At 73.3% G+C, this 15826-nt stretch carries 14 protein-coding genes; 7 read left to right on the plus strand and 7 right to left on the minus strand.

What is annotated here, in order from left to right; genetic code table 11:
- Positions 1 to 10: 10 nt before the first annotated feature.
- A complete protein-coding gene (locus tag OXR63_RS10890; protein ID WP_267423081.1) occupies positions 11 to 604 on the minus strand; it encodes a molybdopterin-dependent oxidoreductase in 594 nt (197 codons plus the stop codon).
- A 162-nt stretch (positions 605 to 766) separates the two neighbouring features.
- On the opposite strand from OXR63_RS10890, the gene OXR63_RS10895 reads away from it, so the two are divergent.
- From OXR63_RS10895 to OXR63_RS10925, 7 genes are read left to right on the plus strand one after another with little or no spacing between them, the layout of a single operon-like run.
- The gene (locus OXR63_RS10895; RefSeq protein WP_267423082.1) at positions 767 to 2383 is read left to right on the plus strand and encodes an ABC transporter substrate-binding protein; all 1617 of its coding nucleotides are present in this window, start codon (positions 767 to 769) and stop codon (positions 2381 to 2383) included.
- Positions 2380 to 3432 carry an ABC transporter permease gene (locus tag OXR63_RS10900; RefSeq protein WP_267423084.1) on the plus strand — a complete coding sequence of 351 codons (1053 nt, stop codon included), beginning with the start codon at positions 2380 to 2382 and terminating at the stop codon, positions 3430 to 3432. Before OXR63_RS10895 ends, OXR63_RS10900 begins: the two co-directional genes overlap by 4 nt.
- Complete coding sequence (locus tag OXR63_RS10905; protein WP_267423086.1) at positions 3429 to 4292, plus strand: ABC transporter permease; 864 nt, start codon at positions 3429 to 3431, stop codon at positions 4290 to 4292. The genes OXR63_RS10900 and OXR63_RS10905 overlap by 4 nt, the downstream gene beginning before the upstream one ends.
- Positions 4289 to 6079 (plus strand): dipeptide ABC transporter ATP-binding protein, encoded by a 1791-nt coding sequence (locus OXR63_RS10910; protein WP_267423088.1) that lies wholly within the window; start codon positions 4289 to 4291, stop codon positions 6077 to 6079. The genes OXR63_RS10905 and OXR63_RS10910 overlap by 4 nt, the downstream gene beginning before the upstream one ends.
- Positions 6076 to 8127, plus strand: a complete 2052-nt coding sequence (locus tag OXR63_RS10915; protein ID WP_267423090.1) for a CocE/NonD family hydrolase — start codon at positions 6076 to 6078, stop codon at positions 8125 to 8127. The genes OXR63_RS10910 and OXR63_RS10915 overlap by 4 nt, the downstream gene beginning before the upstream one ends.
- Positions 8124 to 8774 carry a TetR/AcrR family transcriptional regulator gene (locus tag OXR63_RS10920; protein WP_267423092.1) on the plus strand — a complete coding sequence of 217 codons (651 nt, stop codon included), beginning with the start codon at positions 8124 to 8126 and terminating at the stop codon, positions 8772 to 8774. The genes OXR63_RS10915 and OXR63_RS10920 overlap by 4 nt, the downstream gene beginning before the upstream one ends.
- Positions 8775 to 8795: 21 nt before the next feature.
- Positions 8796 to 9218: an SIP domain-containing protein gene (locus OXR63_RS10925; protein ID WP_267423093.1), complete on the plus strand. Its 423-nt coding sequence runs from the start codon at positions 8796 to 8798 to the stop codon at positions 9216 to 9218.
- Between the two features lie 21 nt (positions 9219 to 9239).
- Here the strand turns inward: OXR63_RS10925 and OXR63_RS10930 are convergent, their stop codons facing one another.
- From OXR63_RS10930 to OXR63_RS10955, 6 genes are all read right to left on the minus strand, one after another.
- Complete coding sequence (locus OXR63_RS10930; protein WP_267423094.1) at positions 9240 to 9899, minus strand: response regulator; 660 nt, start codon at positions 9897 to 9899, stop codon at positions 9240 to 9242.
- Positions 9896 to 11128 carry a sensor histidine kinase gene (locus OXR63_RS18415; protein ID WP_267423096.1) on the minus strand — a complete coding sequence of 411 codons (1233 nt, stop codon included), beginning with the start codon at positions 11126 to 11128 and terminating at the stop codon, positions 9896 to 9898. Before OXR63_RS18415 ends, OXR63_RS10930 begins: the two co-directional genes overlap by 4 nt.
- Positions 11125 to 11760 carry a DedA family protein gene (locus OXR63_RS10940; RefSeq protein WP_267423097.1) on the minus strand — a complete coding sequence of 212 codons (636 nt, stop codon included), beginning with the start codon at positions 11758 to 11760 and terminating at the stop codon, positions 11125 to 11127. Before OXR63_RS10940 ends, OXR63_RS18415 begins: the two co-directional genes overlap by 4 nt.
- A gap of 94 nt (positions 11761 to 11854) precedes the next feature.
- Positions 11855 to 12736 (minus strand): glycosyltransferase family 2 protein, encoded by an 882-nt coding sequence (locus tag OXR63_RS10945; RefSeq protein ID WP_267423099.1) that lies wholly within the window; start codon positions 12734 to 12736, stop codon positions 11855 to 11857.
- Complete coding sequence (rfaE2, locus tag OXR63_RS10950) at positions 12733 to 14226, minus strand: D-glycero-beta-D-manno-heptose 1-phosphate adenylyltransferase (protein ID WP_267423100.1); 1494 nt, start codon at positions 14224 to 14226, stop codon at positions 12733 to 12735. The genes OXR63_RS10945 and rfaE2 overlap by 4 nt, the downstream gene beginning before the upstream one ends.
- A complete protein-coding gene (locus OXR63_RS10955; protein WP_267423102.1) occupies positions 14223 to 15728 on the minus strand; it encodes an aldehyde dehydrogenase family protein in 1506 nt (501 codons plus the stop codon). The genes rfaE2 and OXR63_RS10955 overlap by 4 nt, the downstream gene beginning before the upstream one ends.
- Positions 15729 to 15826: the final 98 nt, after the last annotated feature.

The raw sequence follows: 15826 nt of genomic DNA on the forward strand, positions 1-15826 counted from the left end.
ACGGGTGCGCTCACCAGTACCGCTCTTCCTTCCAGGGGTCACCGTGCATGTTGTAGCCCGCGTTCTCCCAGAAGCCCGGCTCGTCGTCGGCCTGCATGACGATGCCGCGCACCCACTTCGCGCTCTTCCAGAAGTACAGGGCGGGGACCAACAGACGCGCCGGGCCGCCGTGCTCGGGCTCGAGGGGTTCGCCGTCGGCCTCGAACGCGACCCAGGCCTTGCCGCCGAGCAGTTCGTCGAGGGGCACGTTCGTCGTGTAGCCGCCGAAGCTGTGCACCATGCAGTAGTCCAGCGAGGTCTCCACCTGGGCGAACAGGGCGTCGAGCGGGACCCCGCGCCACGGCATGTCGAGCTTGGACCAGTGCGTCACACAGTGGATGTCGACGGTGACGTCCTCGACGCCGAGCGCCTGGACCTCGTCCCACGTCCACTCGTGCAGACCGGACTCCGTCTGGATGGAGAAGCTCCAGTCCGTCGGTGCGATGTCCGGGGTGGCCCCGGCCGAGAGCACGGGCCAGTCGCGCACGAGCGTCTGCCCCGGCGGGGTGCGGTCCTCGTCCTCGTTGCGTCGTCGTCCGCCGAACCCGCGGGTGAAGGTCGCCATCGGTTTGCTCCTCGTCGTTGCTCCTGTCGATCCTGGCCCCTCGACACCGTCGGCGTGTAACGGATTCGTGAATCTTCGCGCCGGGACGCGTCACGGGATTGGCCAGGGAGCGCGAAGCCCCCTATCGTTCACCGGAACGATTACCAGGAGGGGTCACCCCGAATGCAGCACGTCGTCCAGCAGCACCACCCCGACCAGCGAGCCGCCCGAGACGGCCGTGGTCCCAGCCGCCGCGCGCTCCTCACCGGGGCCGCCGGCCTCGCCGGTCTCGGTCTCCTCACCCTCACCGGGTGCAGCACCGGCGCCGATGCCGTGACCATCCCGGAGCAGGCCGCCACCGGCGTCGCCCGCCGCGGTGGTCGCCTGCGCATCGCCCGCCCCGCCGCGTCCGCCGCCGAGACCCTCGACTCGGCGAGCTCGCTCTCCGCCTACGAGTACCTCGGCGCGCTCTACAACCGCCTGGTCCGGCTCGACGAGTCCGGGCAGACCGTCCCCGACCTGGCACGCGAGTGGTCCGGCAACGACGACGGCACCGTGTGGACGTTCGCGCTCCGCCGGGGGGTCCGCTTCCACGACGGCTCCCGGTTCACCGCCGACGACGCGATCGCGAGCATCCGGCACATCCTCGACGAGAAGACCGCGTCACCGCAGGCCGGGGTGCTCGGCGAGGTGATGACCGCGGACTCGATGCGGGCGCTCGACCCGTACACGCTGCGGTTCGAGCTGACGAAGCCGAACGCGGAGTTCCCCTCGCTGCTGACGGCCTACCAGTGCTACATCGTGCCCGCCGGCGCGATCGACACCATCGGCACGACCGGCATCGGCACGGGCCCGTTCAAGCTGTCGTCCTTCGCACCCGCCGGCACCGGCAGCATCGAGGCCTTCGACGACCACTTCGCCGGACGCCCCGCGCTCGACGGCATCGACTTCTTCTCGATCCAGGACACCACCGCCCGGGTGAACGCGCTGCTCGCGGGCCAGATCGACCTGATCTCGCAGACGAACCTCGACTTCGCCACCGCGCGGGTCGTCGCCGCGTCCCAGCGGGCCACCGTCGCCCGGGTCGTGAACGCGCAGTGGTACACGATGCCGATGCTCGCCACCAGCGACGAGTTCTCCGACCCGCTGGTGCGTCAGGCCATGAAGCTCGCCTACGACCCGCGGAAGATCGTCGACACGTCGGTCCAGGGCACCGGCTCGCCCGGGTGGGACAACCCCGTGCCGCCGCAGCTCGCCGCGTTCCTCGACGAACCCCGCGAGCACGACCCGGACAAGGCCAGGAGCCTGCTCAAGCGCGCCGGCCACGAGCGCTTCCAGGCGTCGATCTACACGTCGAGCTACGAGTCGGTGTTCACGCCCCTCGCCGTCGCCTACCGCGACCAGGTCAAGGCCGCCGGAATCGACCTGACCGTGAAGAACGCGTCCGCGGACTCGTACTACACGCAGATCTGGATGCAGAAGCCGCTCATGGTGAGCTACTTCTTCACCGGGCGGCCGATCGACCAGCTGCTCAACCAGATCTTCCGTTCCGGGTCCTCGTACAACGAGAGCGCCTGGTCGAACCCGACGTTCGACGCGCTCCTCGACGACGCCCGCGCCGAGATGGACGACGCCAAGCGCCTGACGCTGTACCAGGACGCGCAGCGGCTCGTCGTCGCGGACGGCGCCGACATGACCCCGATGTTCGGCGACCGTCTGGTCGGGCTGTCCCGCGACGTCGTCAACTACGCGGAGTTCGGCTTCGAGTTCGACTACCTGAAGATCGGACTGGCCCGATGAACGTCCTCCTCCCCGTGCTCCGGCGCGTCGGGATCGCCCTGCTGACGGTGGTCCTGGCGTCCCTGTTCGTGTTCCTCGCCGTGCAGGCCCTGCCCGGCGACGTCGCGCAGCAGCTCCTCGGTCAGAACGCCACGCCCGACGCCGTCAAGCAGCTCCGCGAGACGCTCGGGCTCGACCAGAACGTGTGGCTGCGGTACGGGCAGTGGCTCGTCGGCGCGGCACACGGCGACTTCGGCACCTCGCTCGTGAGCGGGGAGCCCGTCGCCCCGACGCTGTTCACCGCGTTCCGCAACAGCATGCTCATCGCCGTGCCCGCGATGCTCGTCGGTGTGACCCTGTCGCTCACGCTCGGCGTGGTGGCCGGTGTGCGTCGTGGGCGTCCGACCGACCGGGTCATCTCGATCGTCAGCCTGGTCGTGATGAGCGTCCCCGAGTTCATGGTCGCGACCGTGCTCGTGCTGCTCTTCGCGATCGGCATCCCGCTGTTCCCAGCCGTGGTGCTCCGCGGCAGCGACGCGACCGTGGGGGAGCTGCTGCCGACCATCTGGCTGCCGATCATCGTGCTGACCCTGGCGATGGCGGCGTACATCGTGCGCACCGCCCGCTCGTCGACGATCGACGTGATGGCGTCCGAGTTCGTCACGACCGCCGAGCTGAAGGGGCTGACGATGCGTCGGGTGGTGTGGAAGCACGCCGTGCCGAGTGCGCTGCTCCCGACGCTCAACGTCGTCGCGCTCAACGTGGCGTGGCTGCTCGGTGGCGTGGTCGTCGTGGAGAACGTCTTCAACTACCCGGGCATGGGCAAGCTCATGCTCGAGTCGGTCTTCAACCGGGACCTGCCCGTGATCGAGGCCATCGCGCTCCTCAGTGCCGTCGTCTACGTCGTGTGCAACCTCGCCGCCGACCTGGTCGCGCTCGCGCTCGACCCGCGGCTCCGCACCCGGCAGCGACGCACCCGCGTCCGCCCGCCGGCCCGGCGGCGCCGGATCCCGGGGACGCCGACGGCACCGGGCGGCGCCGTCACCCCCGAAGGGAAGGTCTCCGCATGAGCACGAGCGTCATCGGCAGCGTCGTCGCGCCGCTCCGCAGCTCGACGGCACTCTCCGTCGGCCTCGGGGTCATCGCCCTGCACCTCGTCCTCGCCGTCCTCGCCCCGGTGATCGGCGTGCACGACCCGGTCGCCACCGACTCCGCGAACGTGCTCGCCGGTCCGGAGTGGACGCACTGGCTCGGCACCGACCAGTACGGGCGCGACATCCTGTCCCGCACGCTGAACGGCGGCCGGTACGCGCTCCTCGTGACGTTCCTCGCCACGACCATCGCGGTCGCCGTGGGGACCGTCCTCGGTGCCGTCACCGCCTACGCCGACAACTGGTTCGACGAGGTCGTGATGCGCGTCGTCGACGCCCTGCTCAGCGTGCCGTCGATCCTGGCGCTGCTCGTCGTCGTGACCGTCTTCGACGCCGGCCTCTGGGTCATCGTCCTCGCCGTGACCGTCGTGTACGCCCCAGCCGTCACCCGGGTCGTCCGCGGCGCCGCCCGGACCGTCATCACGCAGGACTACGTGACGGCCGCCCGTGCCCGGGGCGAGAAGCCGCTGTCGATCGTGTTCCGCGAGATCCTGCCGAACGTCCTCGACGTCGTGCTCGTCGAGTACGCGATGCGGGCGTCGTGGATCGTGCTGCTCGTGGCGTCGCTGTCCTTCCTCGGTTTCGGGGCGAACCCGCCGACGCCGGACTGGGGCCTCATGGTGCAGGAGAACCGCACCGCACTCACCGTCGTGCCGCTCGGCACGCTGGCACCCGTCGTGGCGCTGGCGACGCTCGTGGTCGGCCTGAACCTCGCCGCCGACGGACTGAGCAAGTCGCTCGGCGTCGACCGCGCCACGCAGGGAGCGACCCGCGCATGAACCGCGACACCCCAGCTACCGACACCACCACCGCGAGCACGCGGACGCCGGAGGCCACCGCCGTCGTCCGCGTCGAGGACCTCGCGATCTCCTACGCCGCCGGACGCACCGAGGTCCCCGTCGTCCGCGGCGTCTCGTTCACCATCGCGGCCGGACGGACCCTCGGCCTGGTCGGCGAGTCCGGCTCCGGCAAGTCCACGGTCGCGCGGACGCTGCTCGCGCACCTCCGCACCGGCTCCCGGATCGTCCGCGGCTCGGTCGTCGTCGGCGACCAGGACGTCTTCGCCCTGTCGCCCTCGGCCACACGCGCACTCCGCGGGGGCACGGCGTCGGTCGTCGCGCAGAACGCCGGGCAGGCCCTGACCCCGTCGATGCGGGTCGGTGCACAGATCCGCGAGGCGCTCAGCGCCCACGGCGAGCCCGACTCCCCGGAGCGCGTCGCCGAGCTCGTCCGGCTCGTCCGGCTGCCCGACCCGGACACGATCGTCCGCCGCTACCCGCACCAGCTCTCCGGCGGCCAGCAGCAGCGCGTCGCGATCGCGATGGCCGTCGCCGCGCGGCCCCGGGTGCTCGTCCTGGACGAACCGACGACGGCGCTCGACGTGGTCACGCAGGCGGCGGTCCTCGACCTGGTCGCGGACCTCGGCCGTGAGCTCGGCATGGCCGTCCTCCTCGTCAGCCACGACCTGGGCGTCGTGTCCGCGATGGCCGACGAGATCGCCGTGATGCGCGACGGCGAGGTGGTCGAGCACCGCGACACCGCCGCGCTCTTCGCGGACCCGCAGCACGCGTACACGCGGGCCCTGTTGGCAGCCGTCCCCGACGGCCGCACCCGGACGGGAGGCCCGGATCACCACGACCAGGACCCGACCGTCCCCGGGACGGTCACCGACACGGCTGCGCACACCGGGCCTCCCGGCCGTCCGGTCGTGACCGCGCGCGACCTGGTGGTCCGCTACGGACGCGGTCTGCCGGCCGCCGTCGACGGCGTGTCCTTCGAGATCGGTGCGCGCGAGACGCTCGCCGTGGTGGGCGAGTCGGGCAGCGGGAAGTCGACGCTCGCGACGGCGATGGCGGGGCTGGTGCCCGCCGAGTCCGGCACCTTCACCTACGCCGACGACGCCGCGACCGGCGACCTGCGCCAGCCCGTCGGCGGACGCTCCCCGGAGCTCCGCCGTGCCGTGCAGCTGGTGTTCCAGAACGCGGACACCTCGCTGAACCCCCGTCGGACCGTCGGCGCGGCGATCGCCCGCCCGCTGCGGCTGTTCACCGGGTCGTCGTCGCGCGCGCGGGTGGCGGACCTGCTGACCCAGGTCGGCCTCGGGCCGGAGTTCGCGACCCGGCTGCCCGCGCAGCTCTCGGGCGGGCAGCGGCAGCGCGTCGGCATCGCCCGTGCACTGGCCGCCGGGCCCCGGCTCGTGATCGCCGACGAGATCACCACCGCGCTCGACGTGCAGGTACAGGCCGGCATCCTGGCGCTGCTCGCCGACCTGCAGCGCGAGAACGGGCTGAGCTGCCTGTTCATCAGCCACGACCTCGCCGTGGTCCGCGGCGTCGCCGACCGGGTCGCCGTGATGACCGGTGGCCGGATCGTCGAGATCGGACCGACCGAGCGGGTCTTCACCGGCCCGAACCACCCGTACACGCGGACGCTGCTCGCCGCGACGCTCGAACCCGGGGTGACCGACCTGCCGGACGTCGACGACGGCGTGCAGCACTGGCGACACACCGACGGGTGGACCGACCACGGTGCCGGGCACCGGATCCGGAACTGGGAGGACGCATGACCGACGGCTCGTTCACGGGGATCGGGGTGCCGGTCGACCTGCCCACAGGGGTGACCGTCCGCGACACCTGGATCCCGATGCCCGACGGCGTGCGCCTGCACACCCGCATCTGGGCACCGGTGACCGCCGGGCCGGACGCCCCCGTCCCCGTGCTGCTGGAGTACCTGCCGTACCGGCTCGACGACTGGACGGCGCCGCGGGACTCGGAGCGCCACCCTTGGTACTCCGAGCACGGGTACGCCTCGGTCCGCGTCGACATCCGCGGCACCGGGTCCTCGAACGGCACCTTCGACGACGAGTACAGCGAGCAGGAGCTCCGCGACGGCGAGGCCGTGATCGCCTGGCTGGCGGAGCAGGCGTGGTCGACCGGCGCCGTCGGCATGTTCGGCATCTCGTGGGGTGGCTTCAACGCCCTGCAGCTCGCGGCGCGTGCCCCCGCGGCGCTCAAGGCCATCGTCACGGTGTGCTCCACCGACGACCGCTACGACAACGACGTGCACTACGTCGGCGGTGCGGTCCTCGGGATCGACATGGCGGCGTGGGGCGGGACGATGTTCGCGTTCAACGCGCGGCCCCCACGCCCGGAGGTCGTCGGGCCGTCGTGGGTGGAGCAGTGGCGTGCGCGTCTGGCGTCGAACCGTCCCATGACGCCGGTGTGGCTGTCGCACCAGGAACGCGATGACTACTGGCGGCACGGCAGCGCCGCCGAGGACTACGCGGGCATCTCCGCCGCGGTGCTCGCCGTCGGCGGGTGGGCGGACCCGTACCGGGACGCCGTGCTCCGGCTCGTCGAACACGTCGACGCCCCGGTCAAGGGGATCGTCGGGCCGTGGTCGCACCAGTACCCGGACCGCGGGCTCGCCCCGGGGCCGTCGATCGGGTTCCTGCAGGAGTCGCTGCGCTGGTGGGACCGCTGGCTGCGCGGCGTCGACACCGGCGTCGAGCACGAACCGGCACTCCGCGCGTGGATCAACGACCCGGAGCCGCCCGCCACGTACTACCCCGTCCGCTCCGGTCGTTGGGTCGGCGCGTCCTCGTGGCCGGACGACGCCACGGCGCCGAGGACCCTCGCACTCGATGCCCTTCGTGGCGGCGGGGACGGCCCCGTCGTCGTCGCGTCCCCGCAGGAGACCGGTGCGGACGCCGGACGGTTCTTCCCGTTCGGCAACCAGACCGACCTGCCGCCGGACCAGCGCGCCGAGGACGGCCGCTCCGTGTGCTTCGACCTGCCCGTCGAGGAGTCCTTCGACCTGCTCGGGAACGTCCTGGTGGACCTCGCCGTCACGAGCGACCAGCCCCGGGCGACCGTCACCGTGCGGCTGTGCGACGTGGCCCCGGACGGCAGCTCCACCCTCGTCACCCGCGGTGTGCTGAACGGACTGCGGCGGGTGGGCATGGACCGCTCGGTGCCCCTGGTGCCCGGGGAGCCGACGACGCTGCCCGTGCGGCTCGTGTCGACCGGCCACCGGTTCCTCGCCGGACACCGCCTGCGCCTCGCCGTGTCCACCGCGTACTGGCCGTGGGTCTGGCCGCACGGCACCGCGGCGACCGTCACGCTGGACCCCGCTGCCAGCACGGTGACCCTGCCGGTCTGGACGCGCTCGACCGACGACGGCGTCCGGTTCGAGGAGCCGACCCGGTCGACGCCGCTCGCGATCATGCGCGTCGAGCCGAGCGACCCGCTGCCGCAGCGCACCGTCACGCACGACGTCGAGACGGGGGCGTGGACGCTCGACGTCGACCCCGGGTACGGCGGCGGTCGGGTGTACCCGGACGGGCTGGTGTTCCACGAGGACGCCCGCGAGACCTACCGCATCGTCAGCGGCGACCCGACCTCCGCGGTCGCCGAGTCGCGGTGGGCGATCGGGCTGACGCACACGGACTGGGCCGCACGGCTCGAGACGACGTCGCACGTGTCGGCCACGGCCGAGGCGTTCACGGTCGTCAACACCGTCCGGGCCTGGGCGCGGGACGGCGTTGATGGCACCCCCGAGGAGCTCGTGGCCGAGCACACCCACCACGACGAGGTCCCGAGGACGTCCGCGTGAGCGCCGCGGTGCCCGCGCAGCCCGGGTCCCCGGCGCCACGTGTGCGACAGCGCCCCGAGGTCCGCCGGGCGATGATCGTCCGTGCCGCGCGCGCCGTCATCGTCCGGCAGGGGCTCGGCGCCACCGGGCTGCGCGACATCGCGGGCGAAGCGGGCGTCTCGGTGGGCACGGTGACGTACCACTTCGCGAGCGTCGCGGAGATCCTCAACGAGGTCGTCGTGCTCGAGACGGAGCGGTTCTACGGCGCGATCGTGGCCGCGGTCGACGCCGAACCCGACGCGGTCGTGGCCCTGCGGATGCTCGTCGAGCCGCTCTTCGACGACAGCGAGGAGGTCCGGCAGCACTGGCGCATCTGGTCGGACTACTGGACCGCAGTGGCACGTCGGCCGGAGGTCGCCGAGGAGTACGCCGAACGCATCCGCGTGTGGGAGGCCTGCCTGGTGCGGGTCATCCGTCGCGGGGTCGCCGACGGCACGTTCACGGCCCCTGGCGGCATCGACCCGTCCGTCGTCGCGCTCAAGCTCGCCGCGTACAGCGACGGCGTGGCGACCCAGATCGCGCAGAACGCCCCCGGGCTGACCGACGCGGTGGCACTGACCTGGATGTGGGAGTTCCTCTCCCAGCAACTCGGGGTTGTCCTGGGCTGAACGCGGTCCTACCGTTGGAGCATGGACCGGACCCGTCGACAGCCCAGCGACCGCGTGCTCATCGCCGGGGCGGTCGAGGACCTGTCGGAGATCCACCGGCTGCTCGAGGACCTCCCCGAGACCGCCTACGGCCAGGTCTTCGTCGAGGTCGCGCTCGAGGAACAGGTCCGCATCCTGCCTGCACCCCCGCGGGTGACCGTGTCCTGGCTCGTCCGGAGCGACCGGCCGTCCTCGGTGCCGTCGCTCTGCTTCGCCGACCACGGGGAGGCGCTCGCGGCCGCCGTGCTCGCGTGGGCGGGCGAGTGGTGCCTCGCCGACTCCGAACCGCGCACCGTCGTCTGGATCGGGTGCTCGGACAGCCCCTGGATCGAGCAGACCCGGGCCGCGGTCCAGGACGGGCTGACCAACGCCGGCCAGCAGGTCCAGGTGGAGTTCGGCGGCTGACGCCCCGGACCCCCTCCGGGGTCAGGCCGGGCCCACCAACCCGGACTCGTAGGCGAGCACGACCGCGTGCACCCGGTCGCGCAACTGCAGCTTCGCGAGGATCCGGCCGACGTGGGTCTTCACGGTCTGCTCGGCGATGAACAGGTCCCCGGCGATCTCGGTGTTCGAGCGCCCCCGGGCGACGAGCATGAAGACGTCCCGCTCGCGGTCGGTGAGCACGTCGAGGACCTCGGTGCGCGGCGTGGACGGCGGGGGAGCGGCGACGAAGGCCTCGACGAGGTGCCGGGTCACCCGTGGAGCGAGCAACGCCTCGCCACCGGCCACCGTCCGGACCGCCGCCACGAGCTCGTCCGCCGTGGCGTCCTTGAGCAGGAAGCCGCTCGCCCCGGCGCGGAGGGCGTCGAAGACGTAGTCGTCGATGTCGAACGTGGTCAGCATCAGCACGCGGACCGGGGAGTCGGACGGTGCGGCCAGCAGGCGGCGCGTGGCCTCGATGCCGTCCAGGTGCGGCATCCGGACGTCCATCAGGACCACGTCCGGCTGCAGGCGGACGCCGAGCGCCACGGCCTCGTCGCCGTCGCTCGCCTCGCCGACGACCTCGACGTCGTCCTGCGCCTGCAGGATCGACCGGAGCCCCATCCGGAACATCTGCTGGTCGTCGACCACCACCACGCGGATCACGCGGTCACCCCGTTGACGTGCGCGGGGAGGTCGGCGACGACCCGGAAGCCCCCGGCCGGCGTCGCGCCGTGGTCGAGCGTGCCGCGCACCGCTGCGACGCGCTCCCGCATCCCCGCGAGCCCGAAGCCGCCGTCGTCCGGCGGCGTGAGCGGGACGCTGCCCACCGGCGGGGCGTCGTTCGTGACCGACACCCGGATCCGTGCACCGACCCGGGTCACCGTCACGGTCGTGGGCGCACCGGAGGCGTGCCGGGCGACGTTGCCGAGCGCTTCCTGCACGATCCGGTAGGCCGTCAGCTGGGTCAGCCGGTCGACGTCGTCCTCGGCGTCCACCGTCAGCGTCACGGGGATGCCGGCCGCGCGCGTGGCCGTGACGAGCGCCGGCAGGTCGGTCAGGTGCGGTTGCGGCGCACGTTCCGCCGCGTCGTCGCCGCGCAGCGTGCCGAGCAGCTGCCGCATCTCGCGGAGCGCGGTGCGCGAGGTCTCGGCGATCGCCTGGAACTCAACGCGCGCCTCGGCCGGCAGGTCAGCGACGCGGTACGGCGCCGACTCGGCCTGCATGTGCACGACGGACATGCTGTGCGCCACGACGTCGTGGAGCTCGCGGGCGATGCGGGAGCGCTCCTCGACGGACCTGCGCCGTGCCACCTCGACCTCGGTGTCCCGCAGGGCGGCGTCGAGTTCGGCGCGGATCGAGCGGCGCTGCCCGACGACGACCGCGGCGGCCGCCACCACGAGGGTGTCGCCAGCTGAGACCACGAAGCTGGCCGCCCAGACGCCCGGGTGGCCCCAGCGGTCGGGGGTCGCGGCCACGAGCACGAGGGGGATCACGGTCGCGACGCCCCACACCACGGCGGTGAGACGCCAGGACGTGCGGACCCCGAGCACGACGAGCAGCACGCTGAGGCCGATGATCCCGGTGACCGGCACCGGCCAGGGACCCACGTCGCTCGGTGCGGTCAGGACCCCGAGCCCGACGAACGCAGCGAGGTGGACGACGGCGGCGCTCCGCGGTGCCCACGGGGCGACGGCGACGGTGACGCCGAGGACCACCGACACCAGGAGCGACAGCGGGACGGCGACGCCGTAGACGACCGAGGTCACCGGGGCCGCGACGGCGACGATCGCGGCGGCGACGACGACCAGGGCGATGCGGAGCGCGGGCGCCGCCCATGCCGGACGGGGACGCGGTCGTGGCACGGGGCCGGTGTGGAGCTGCTGGTCGGTCACGGTCGCGCGGTCTCTCCGGTCGTGAGCGGTCGGGCGTCGCGCCTGCGGCCGAGCCTACCGATGACACGGTCGACGACGACGCCGAGCACACCGGCCACCACCATCGAGACCACGGCCGCGACGAGCGGTTCGTGCAGGACGCTCGAGGTCGCGAGCGCGATCCCGACCGACGTCGCCGACCACGCCACGCCCGCGATCGCACTGATGGCGATGAACCGACGGTAGGGCAGCCCGGTGGCACCGGCGGTCATGTTCACGGCGACGCGGCCCACCGGGACGTACCGGCCGACGAGGATCAGGCTCGCCGAGCGTCGACGCATCTGCCGTTCCGCGAAGGCGAAGGCGGCCGCGATCCTCGGGCGCTCCGCCCGGGACAGCCGCTCGAGTCCGATGCGCCGACCGATCAGGTACGCGATCGAGTCACCCGCGATCGCACCGGCAGCAGCGGCGACCAGGACGCCGGCGATGACCGGCTGTCCCGAGGTGACCGCGATGGCGGCGACCGCCACGAGCGCAGTTTCGCTCGGTACCGGCGGGAAGAAGCCGTCGACCAGGCACAGGGCGAACAGGACGACGTAGACGAGCGGACTCGCCGCGAGGTCCACGACGAACGGGGTGATCTGGTCGAACACGGCGAGCTCCAGTTCCGCCGACGACGATCGCCGACGTCACCGACGCTACGGAGCGCGGGACCTCCTGCCATCCCGCTGCGGGGTCGGCGACCCCCTACCCGGGTATGACCGGTGCCTGCCCCATCACCACGTCGGGGGCGTCGACGGAGCGGTCGGTGACGGTCGTCGGCGCCTCGAGGTGGACGGCGCCGGAGGGCACGATCCCCGCGCCGCCGAAGCGCTCCATGACCCGCCACTGCGCGACGACGTCCTCGCCGGCGTGGCCGACCGGCAGCCGGTCCCAGAACTCGAACCCGCCGACCTCGACGAGCGCGGCACGGTCGTAGAGCGCGCAGGCACCGACCCAGGCGACGTGGTACGGCATCCACCCGCCCGGTTCGACGTCGAGGCCGGCTGCGACGTGCGCGAGGTTCGCGGCGTTGTGCAACGACCAGCGCTCGAAGCCCGGGGACCCGCGGCGGATCACCTCGGGCAGCACCTGCCCGTCCCACGGCTCGAACGGCGCGGTCTCGTGCGGACGCACGTCGGCCAGGTACGACAGCCCCTGCACCGCGCTGCCGACGAAGCCGCAGCCGAGCGTCCGCAGCGCGTCGAGCATCCGGGACACGGAGCCGGGCTCCAGCCAGACGTCGTCGTCGAGGAACAGCACGGCCGGGGCGGACGCGCGGTCCAGCAGGAACTGCCGGTGCTCGGCCAGGCCACGCCGTTCCGGGTGGGTGAGCAGCGTGACGGGCCGGCCCTGGGCCTCCAGGACGCGCACCATGGCGGCGACCGCCGGACGCGACGCGACGTCGCTGGTCTCCGACTGGTCGCTCAGGACGACGCGGAACGAGGCGTCCGTCTGGGCGGCGAGCCCGGCGAGGGTCGTCGCCAGCTCGGCGGTGCGTCCCACGGTGGGGATGAGGACGTCGACGTCCGGCGCGTCGTCGGGTCGACCGTCGCGCGCCCAGGCTCCTGACCAGCGGGCGGTGCTCACACGGCCTCGCCTCCCGTCGCCCCTCCCGACGTCTCGCGGATGCGACGGACCACGGCACTCGTGGAGTGCTCGGGGACGTAGTCGACCATGACGACCTCGCCGCCGTAGCTGCGCACGACCTCGGTCTCGCGGAGCATCTCGGGGGAGTAGTCGCCGCCCTTGACGTAGACGTCGGGCTGCACGCGTTCGATGAGCGGAATGGGGGTGTCCGTCGCGAAGACCGTCACCAGGTCGACGCACGCGAGTGCCGCGAGGACGCCGGCTCGGTCCTCGGCGGTGTTGATCGGCCGCTCCGGGCCCTTGAGCCGACGGACGGAGTCGTCGTCGTTGAGCGCGACGACGAGCAGGTCCCCGAGCTCCTTGGCCTGGCGGAGATACGAGGTGTGTCCGCGGTGCACGACGTCGAAGCAGCCGTTCGTGAACACGACCCGGCGGCCCTCGCTGCGGGCGACGGCCACCGCGGCGGCGAGGTCGTCGTGGTCGACGACCGTCTCGGCCGGTGCCTCGACGGAGCGGAGCAGCGCGGCGGCGTCGCAGGTGGACGTGCCGGCCTCGCGGACGACGACGTCGGCCGCGGCCTGCGCGAAGGCGACGGCATCGCGCGCCGGGGCGCCGACGGCCAGGGCGACCGAGGCGGCGGCGCAGAACGTGTCGCCGGCGCCGGACGCCTGCTGTTCGGAGGCCGGGGTCGCGCGGGTGCGGAAGCCCGTGTCCTCGCCCGGCTCCAGGAGCACGGTGCCGTTGCGGTCGAGGGTGACCACGACGGCGCGGGCACCGGTGGCGGCGAAGACCTCGTCGCGCGCGGCCACGACGGTCGCGGCGCGGTCGACACCGTCGCCGAGGGGCCGACCGAGGAGCGCCGCAGCCTCGCCCGCATTCGGCGTGACGAGGTCGGGACGCAGCTCGCGCCAGCCGCCCAGGTCGTGGGCGTCGACCACGACCACGTCGGGACGGTCGCGGTCGATCACGGGCAGGACGCTCTCCGGCGTCACCCCGAGGCCGTAGTCGCAGACCACGGCGGCGTCGGCGGCGCGGATCGCACGGGCCACGGCGGCGGCGAGCTGCTCGCTGTGGCCGTCGGTCGGCATCGCGGCGAGCTCGTCGACGCGGACGACCACACGGTCGCCGCCGACGATCCGGGACTTCGACGTGGTCGTCGCGCCCGGGATCGTCACCATGTACGAGGTGTCCACCCCGGCGGCGTCGAGACGCTGGCGGAGGACCGCCCCGGCCTCGTCGTCCCCGAGCAGGCCGACCATGCGGACGCGGGCACCCAGGGCGCGGGCGTTCACGGCGGTGTTCGCCGCGCCGCCGGGGACCGCGATGGTCTCGGTGACGCGGACGACGGGTGCGGGTGCCTCGCGGGAGACGCGCTCGGCCTCGCCGATCGTCCAGCGGTCCAGGATGCAGTCGCCGATCACGACGACGAGCGGCTCGCGGTCGTCGATGCGGCCGATCATGTCGCGGACCAGGCGGACGTCGGCGGTCATCGGTCGAAGCCCTCGGCGGGTGCGGTGACGCCCTCGTCGGTCCCGGGTGCAGCAGCGGCCGCAGCCGGTGCGGCGGACGTCGCGGACGGAGCAGGGGTGGCGGAGGCCGAGGGTGCGGCGGGGGCCGCTTCGAGGTGGACGACCGTGGTCGTCGTCATCTCGTCGAGCAGGTGCGGGCCGTACCCGAACCCGGAGCCCGAGGCACCGCGGGGCTCGGCGCTGCCACCGGGAGCGCCACCGAACACCGCGTTCACCTTCACGGTGCCGACGGGGAGGGTCGCGGCGGCGAGCAGCGCGTGCGCGGTGTCGTTGGTCAGGACCGAGGCGGCCAGGCCGTACCGGTCGGCGGCCGCGAGCTCGAGGCCCTCCTCGAACGAGTCGACCACGCGGACGGGCGCGATCGGTCCGAAGGTCTCCTCGGTCAGCACGAGCGCGTCGTCGGTGCACCCGGTGAGCACGGTCGCGGGGTAGAAGGTCCCGGCACCGTCGGGCACGGAGCCGCCCGTGCGGACCTCGGCGCCCTTGGCGACGGCGTCGTCGACGTGCTGCTGCACGAGGACCCGGAGCCGGTCGTCGACGAGCGGGCCGTACTGCGCGGCGGGAGCTGCGGTCTTCGCCTCGGCCTCGGCGACGAGCGCCTCGACGAAGGCGTCGGCGACGTCGCGGTGCACGTAGACGCGCTCCACGCTCGTGCAGATCTGGCCGGTGTTCGCGAAGGCACCCAGGGCGGCCTGCCCGGCGGCCCACACGGGGTCGACGCCGGCGTCGACGACGAGCGCGTCGTTGCCGCCGTTCTCGCGGATGACGTGCGCGCGGGTGCCGGCGGCGACCTCGCTGAGCCGGTCCCCGGTCGCGGTGGAGCCGACGTGGGCGTAGACGGCGATGCCGTCCTCGGTGAGGAGCGCCTCGCCGGTGGAGGCGTCGCCGTCCACTCCGACGAACACGCCGTCGGGCAGTGCCTCGGCCAGCAGCTCGTTCAGCCGGGCGAAGGTCGCGGGGCACCGCTCGCTGCCCTTGTGCACGACGGTGTTGCCGGTGACGACGGCCGCGCCGATGATGCCGAGCGCGACGGCGACCGGGTCGTTCCACGGCGTGAGCGCCAGGACGACACCGCGCGGGTGCGGGACGGTCCAGTCCGCGGCACCGTGCTGGCCGCGGAGGGACTCACCACGGTGCAGGGGGCCGAGCTCCGCGTACTGCAGGAGCGTGCCGATGCCGGCCTCGACGCCGCCCGCCGCGTCACCGGGGACCTTGCCGGTCTCGCGGGTGTTCAGCTCGGCGAGCTCGTCGGCGTGCGCCCGGAGGTGCTCGGCGGCGGCGCGCAACGCGGACCCGCGCTCGGCCGGGGCGGTGCGTGCCCAACCCGGGAACGCCGCTCGCGCCCGCGCCACCGCGTCGTGCACGGCGTCGGGGCCGGCGAGCGCGGTCGTGGAGGCGACGTCGCCGGTCACGGGGTCCAGGACGACGACCTCGTCCGTGGCGGTGGGGGCTTCGAGCGTCATGCGCGTCCTTCCGGGCGGTGCTGCTGGGACAGTGCTGATGGGTCAGTGCTCACGGGTCGGCGCTGATGGGTCACGCCGATGGTCATGAGGAGTTCGAC

It is taken from the genome of Curtobacterium sp. GC_Cur_3, assembly GCF_026544205.1.
Taxonomy (GTDB): Bacteria; Actinomycetota; Actinomycetes; order Actinomycetales; family Microbacteriaceae; genus Curtobacterium.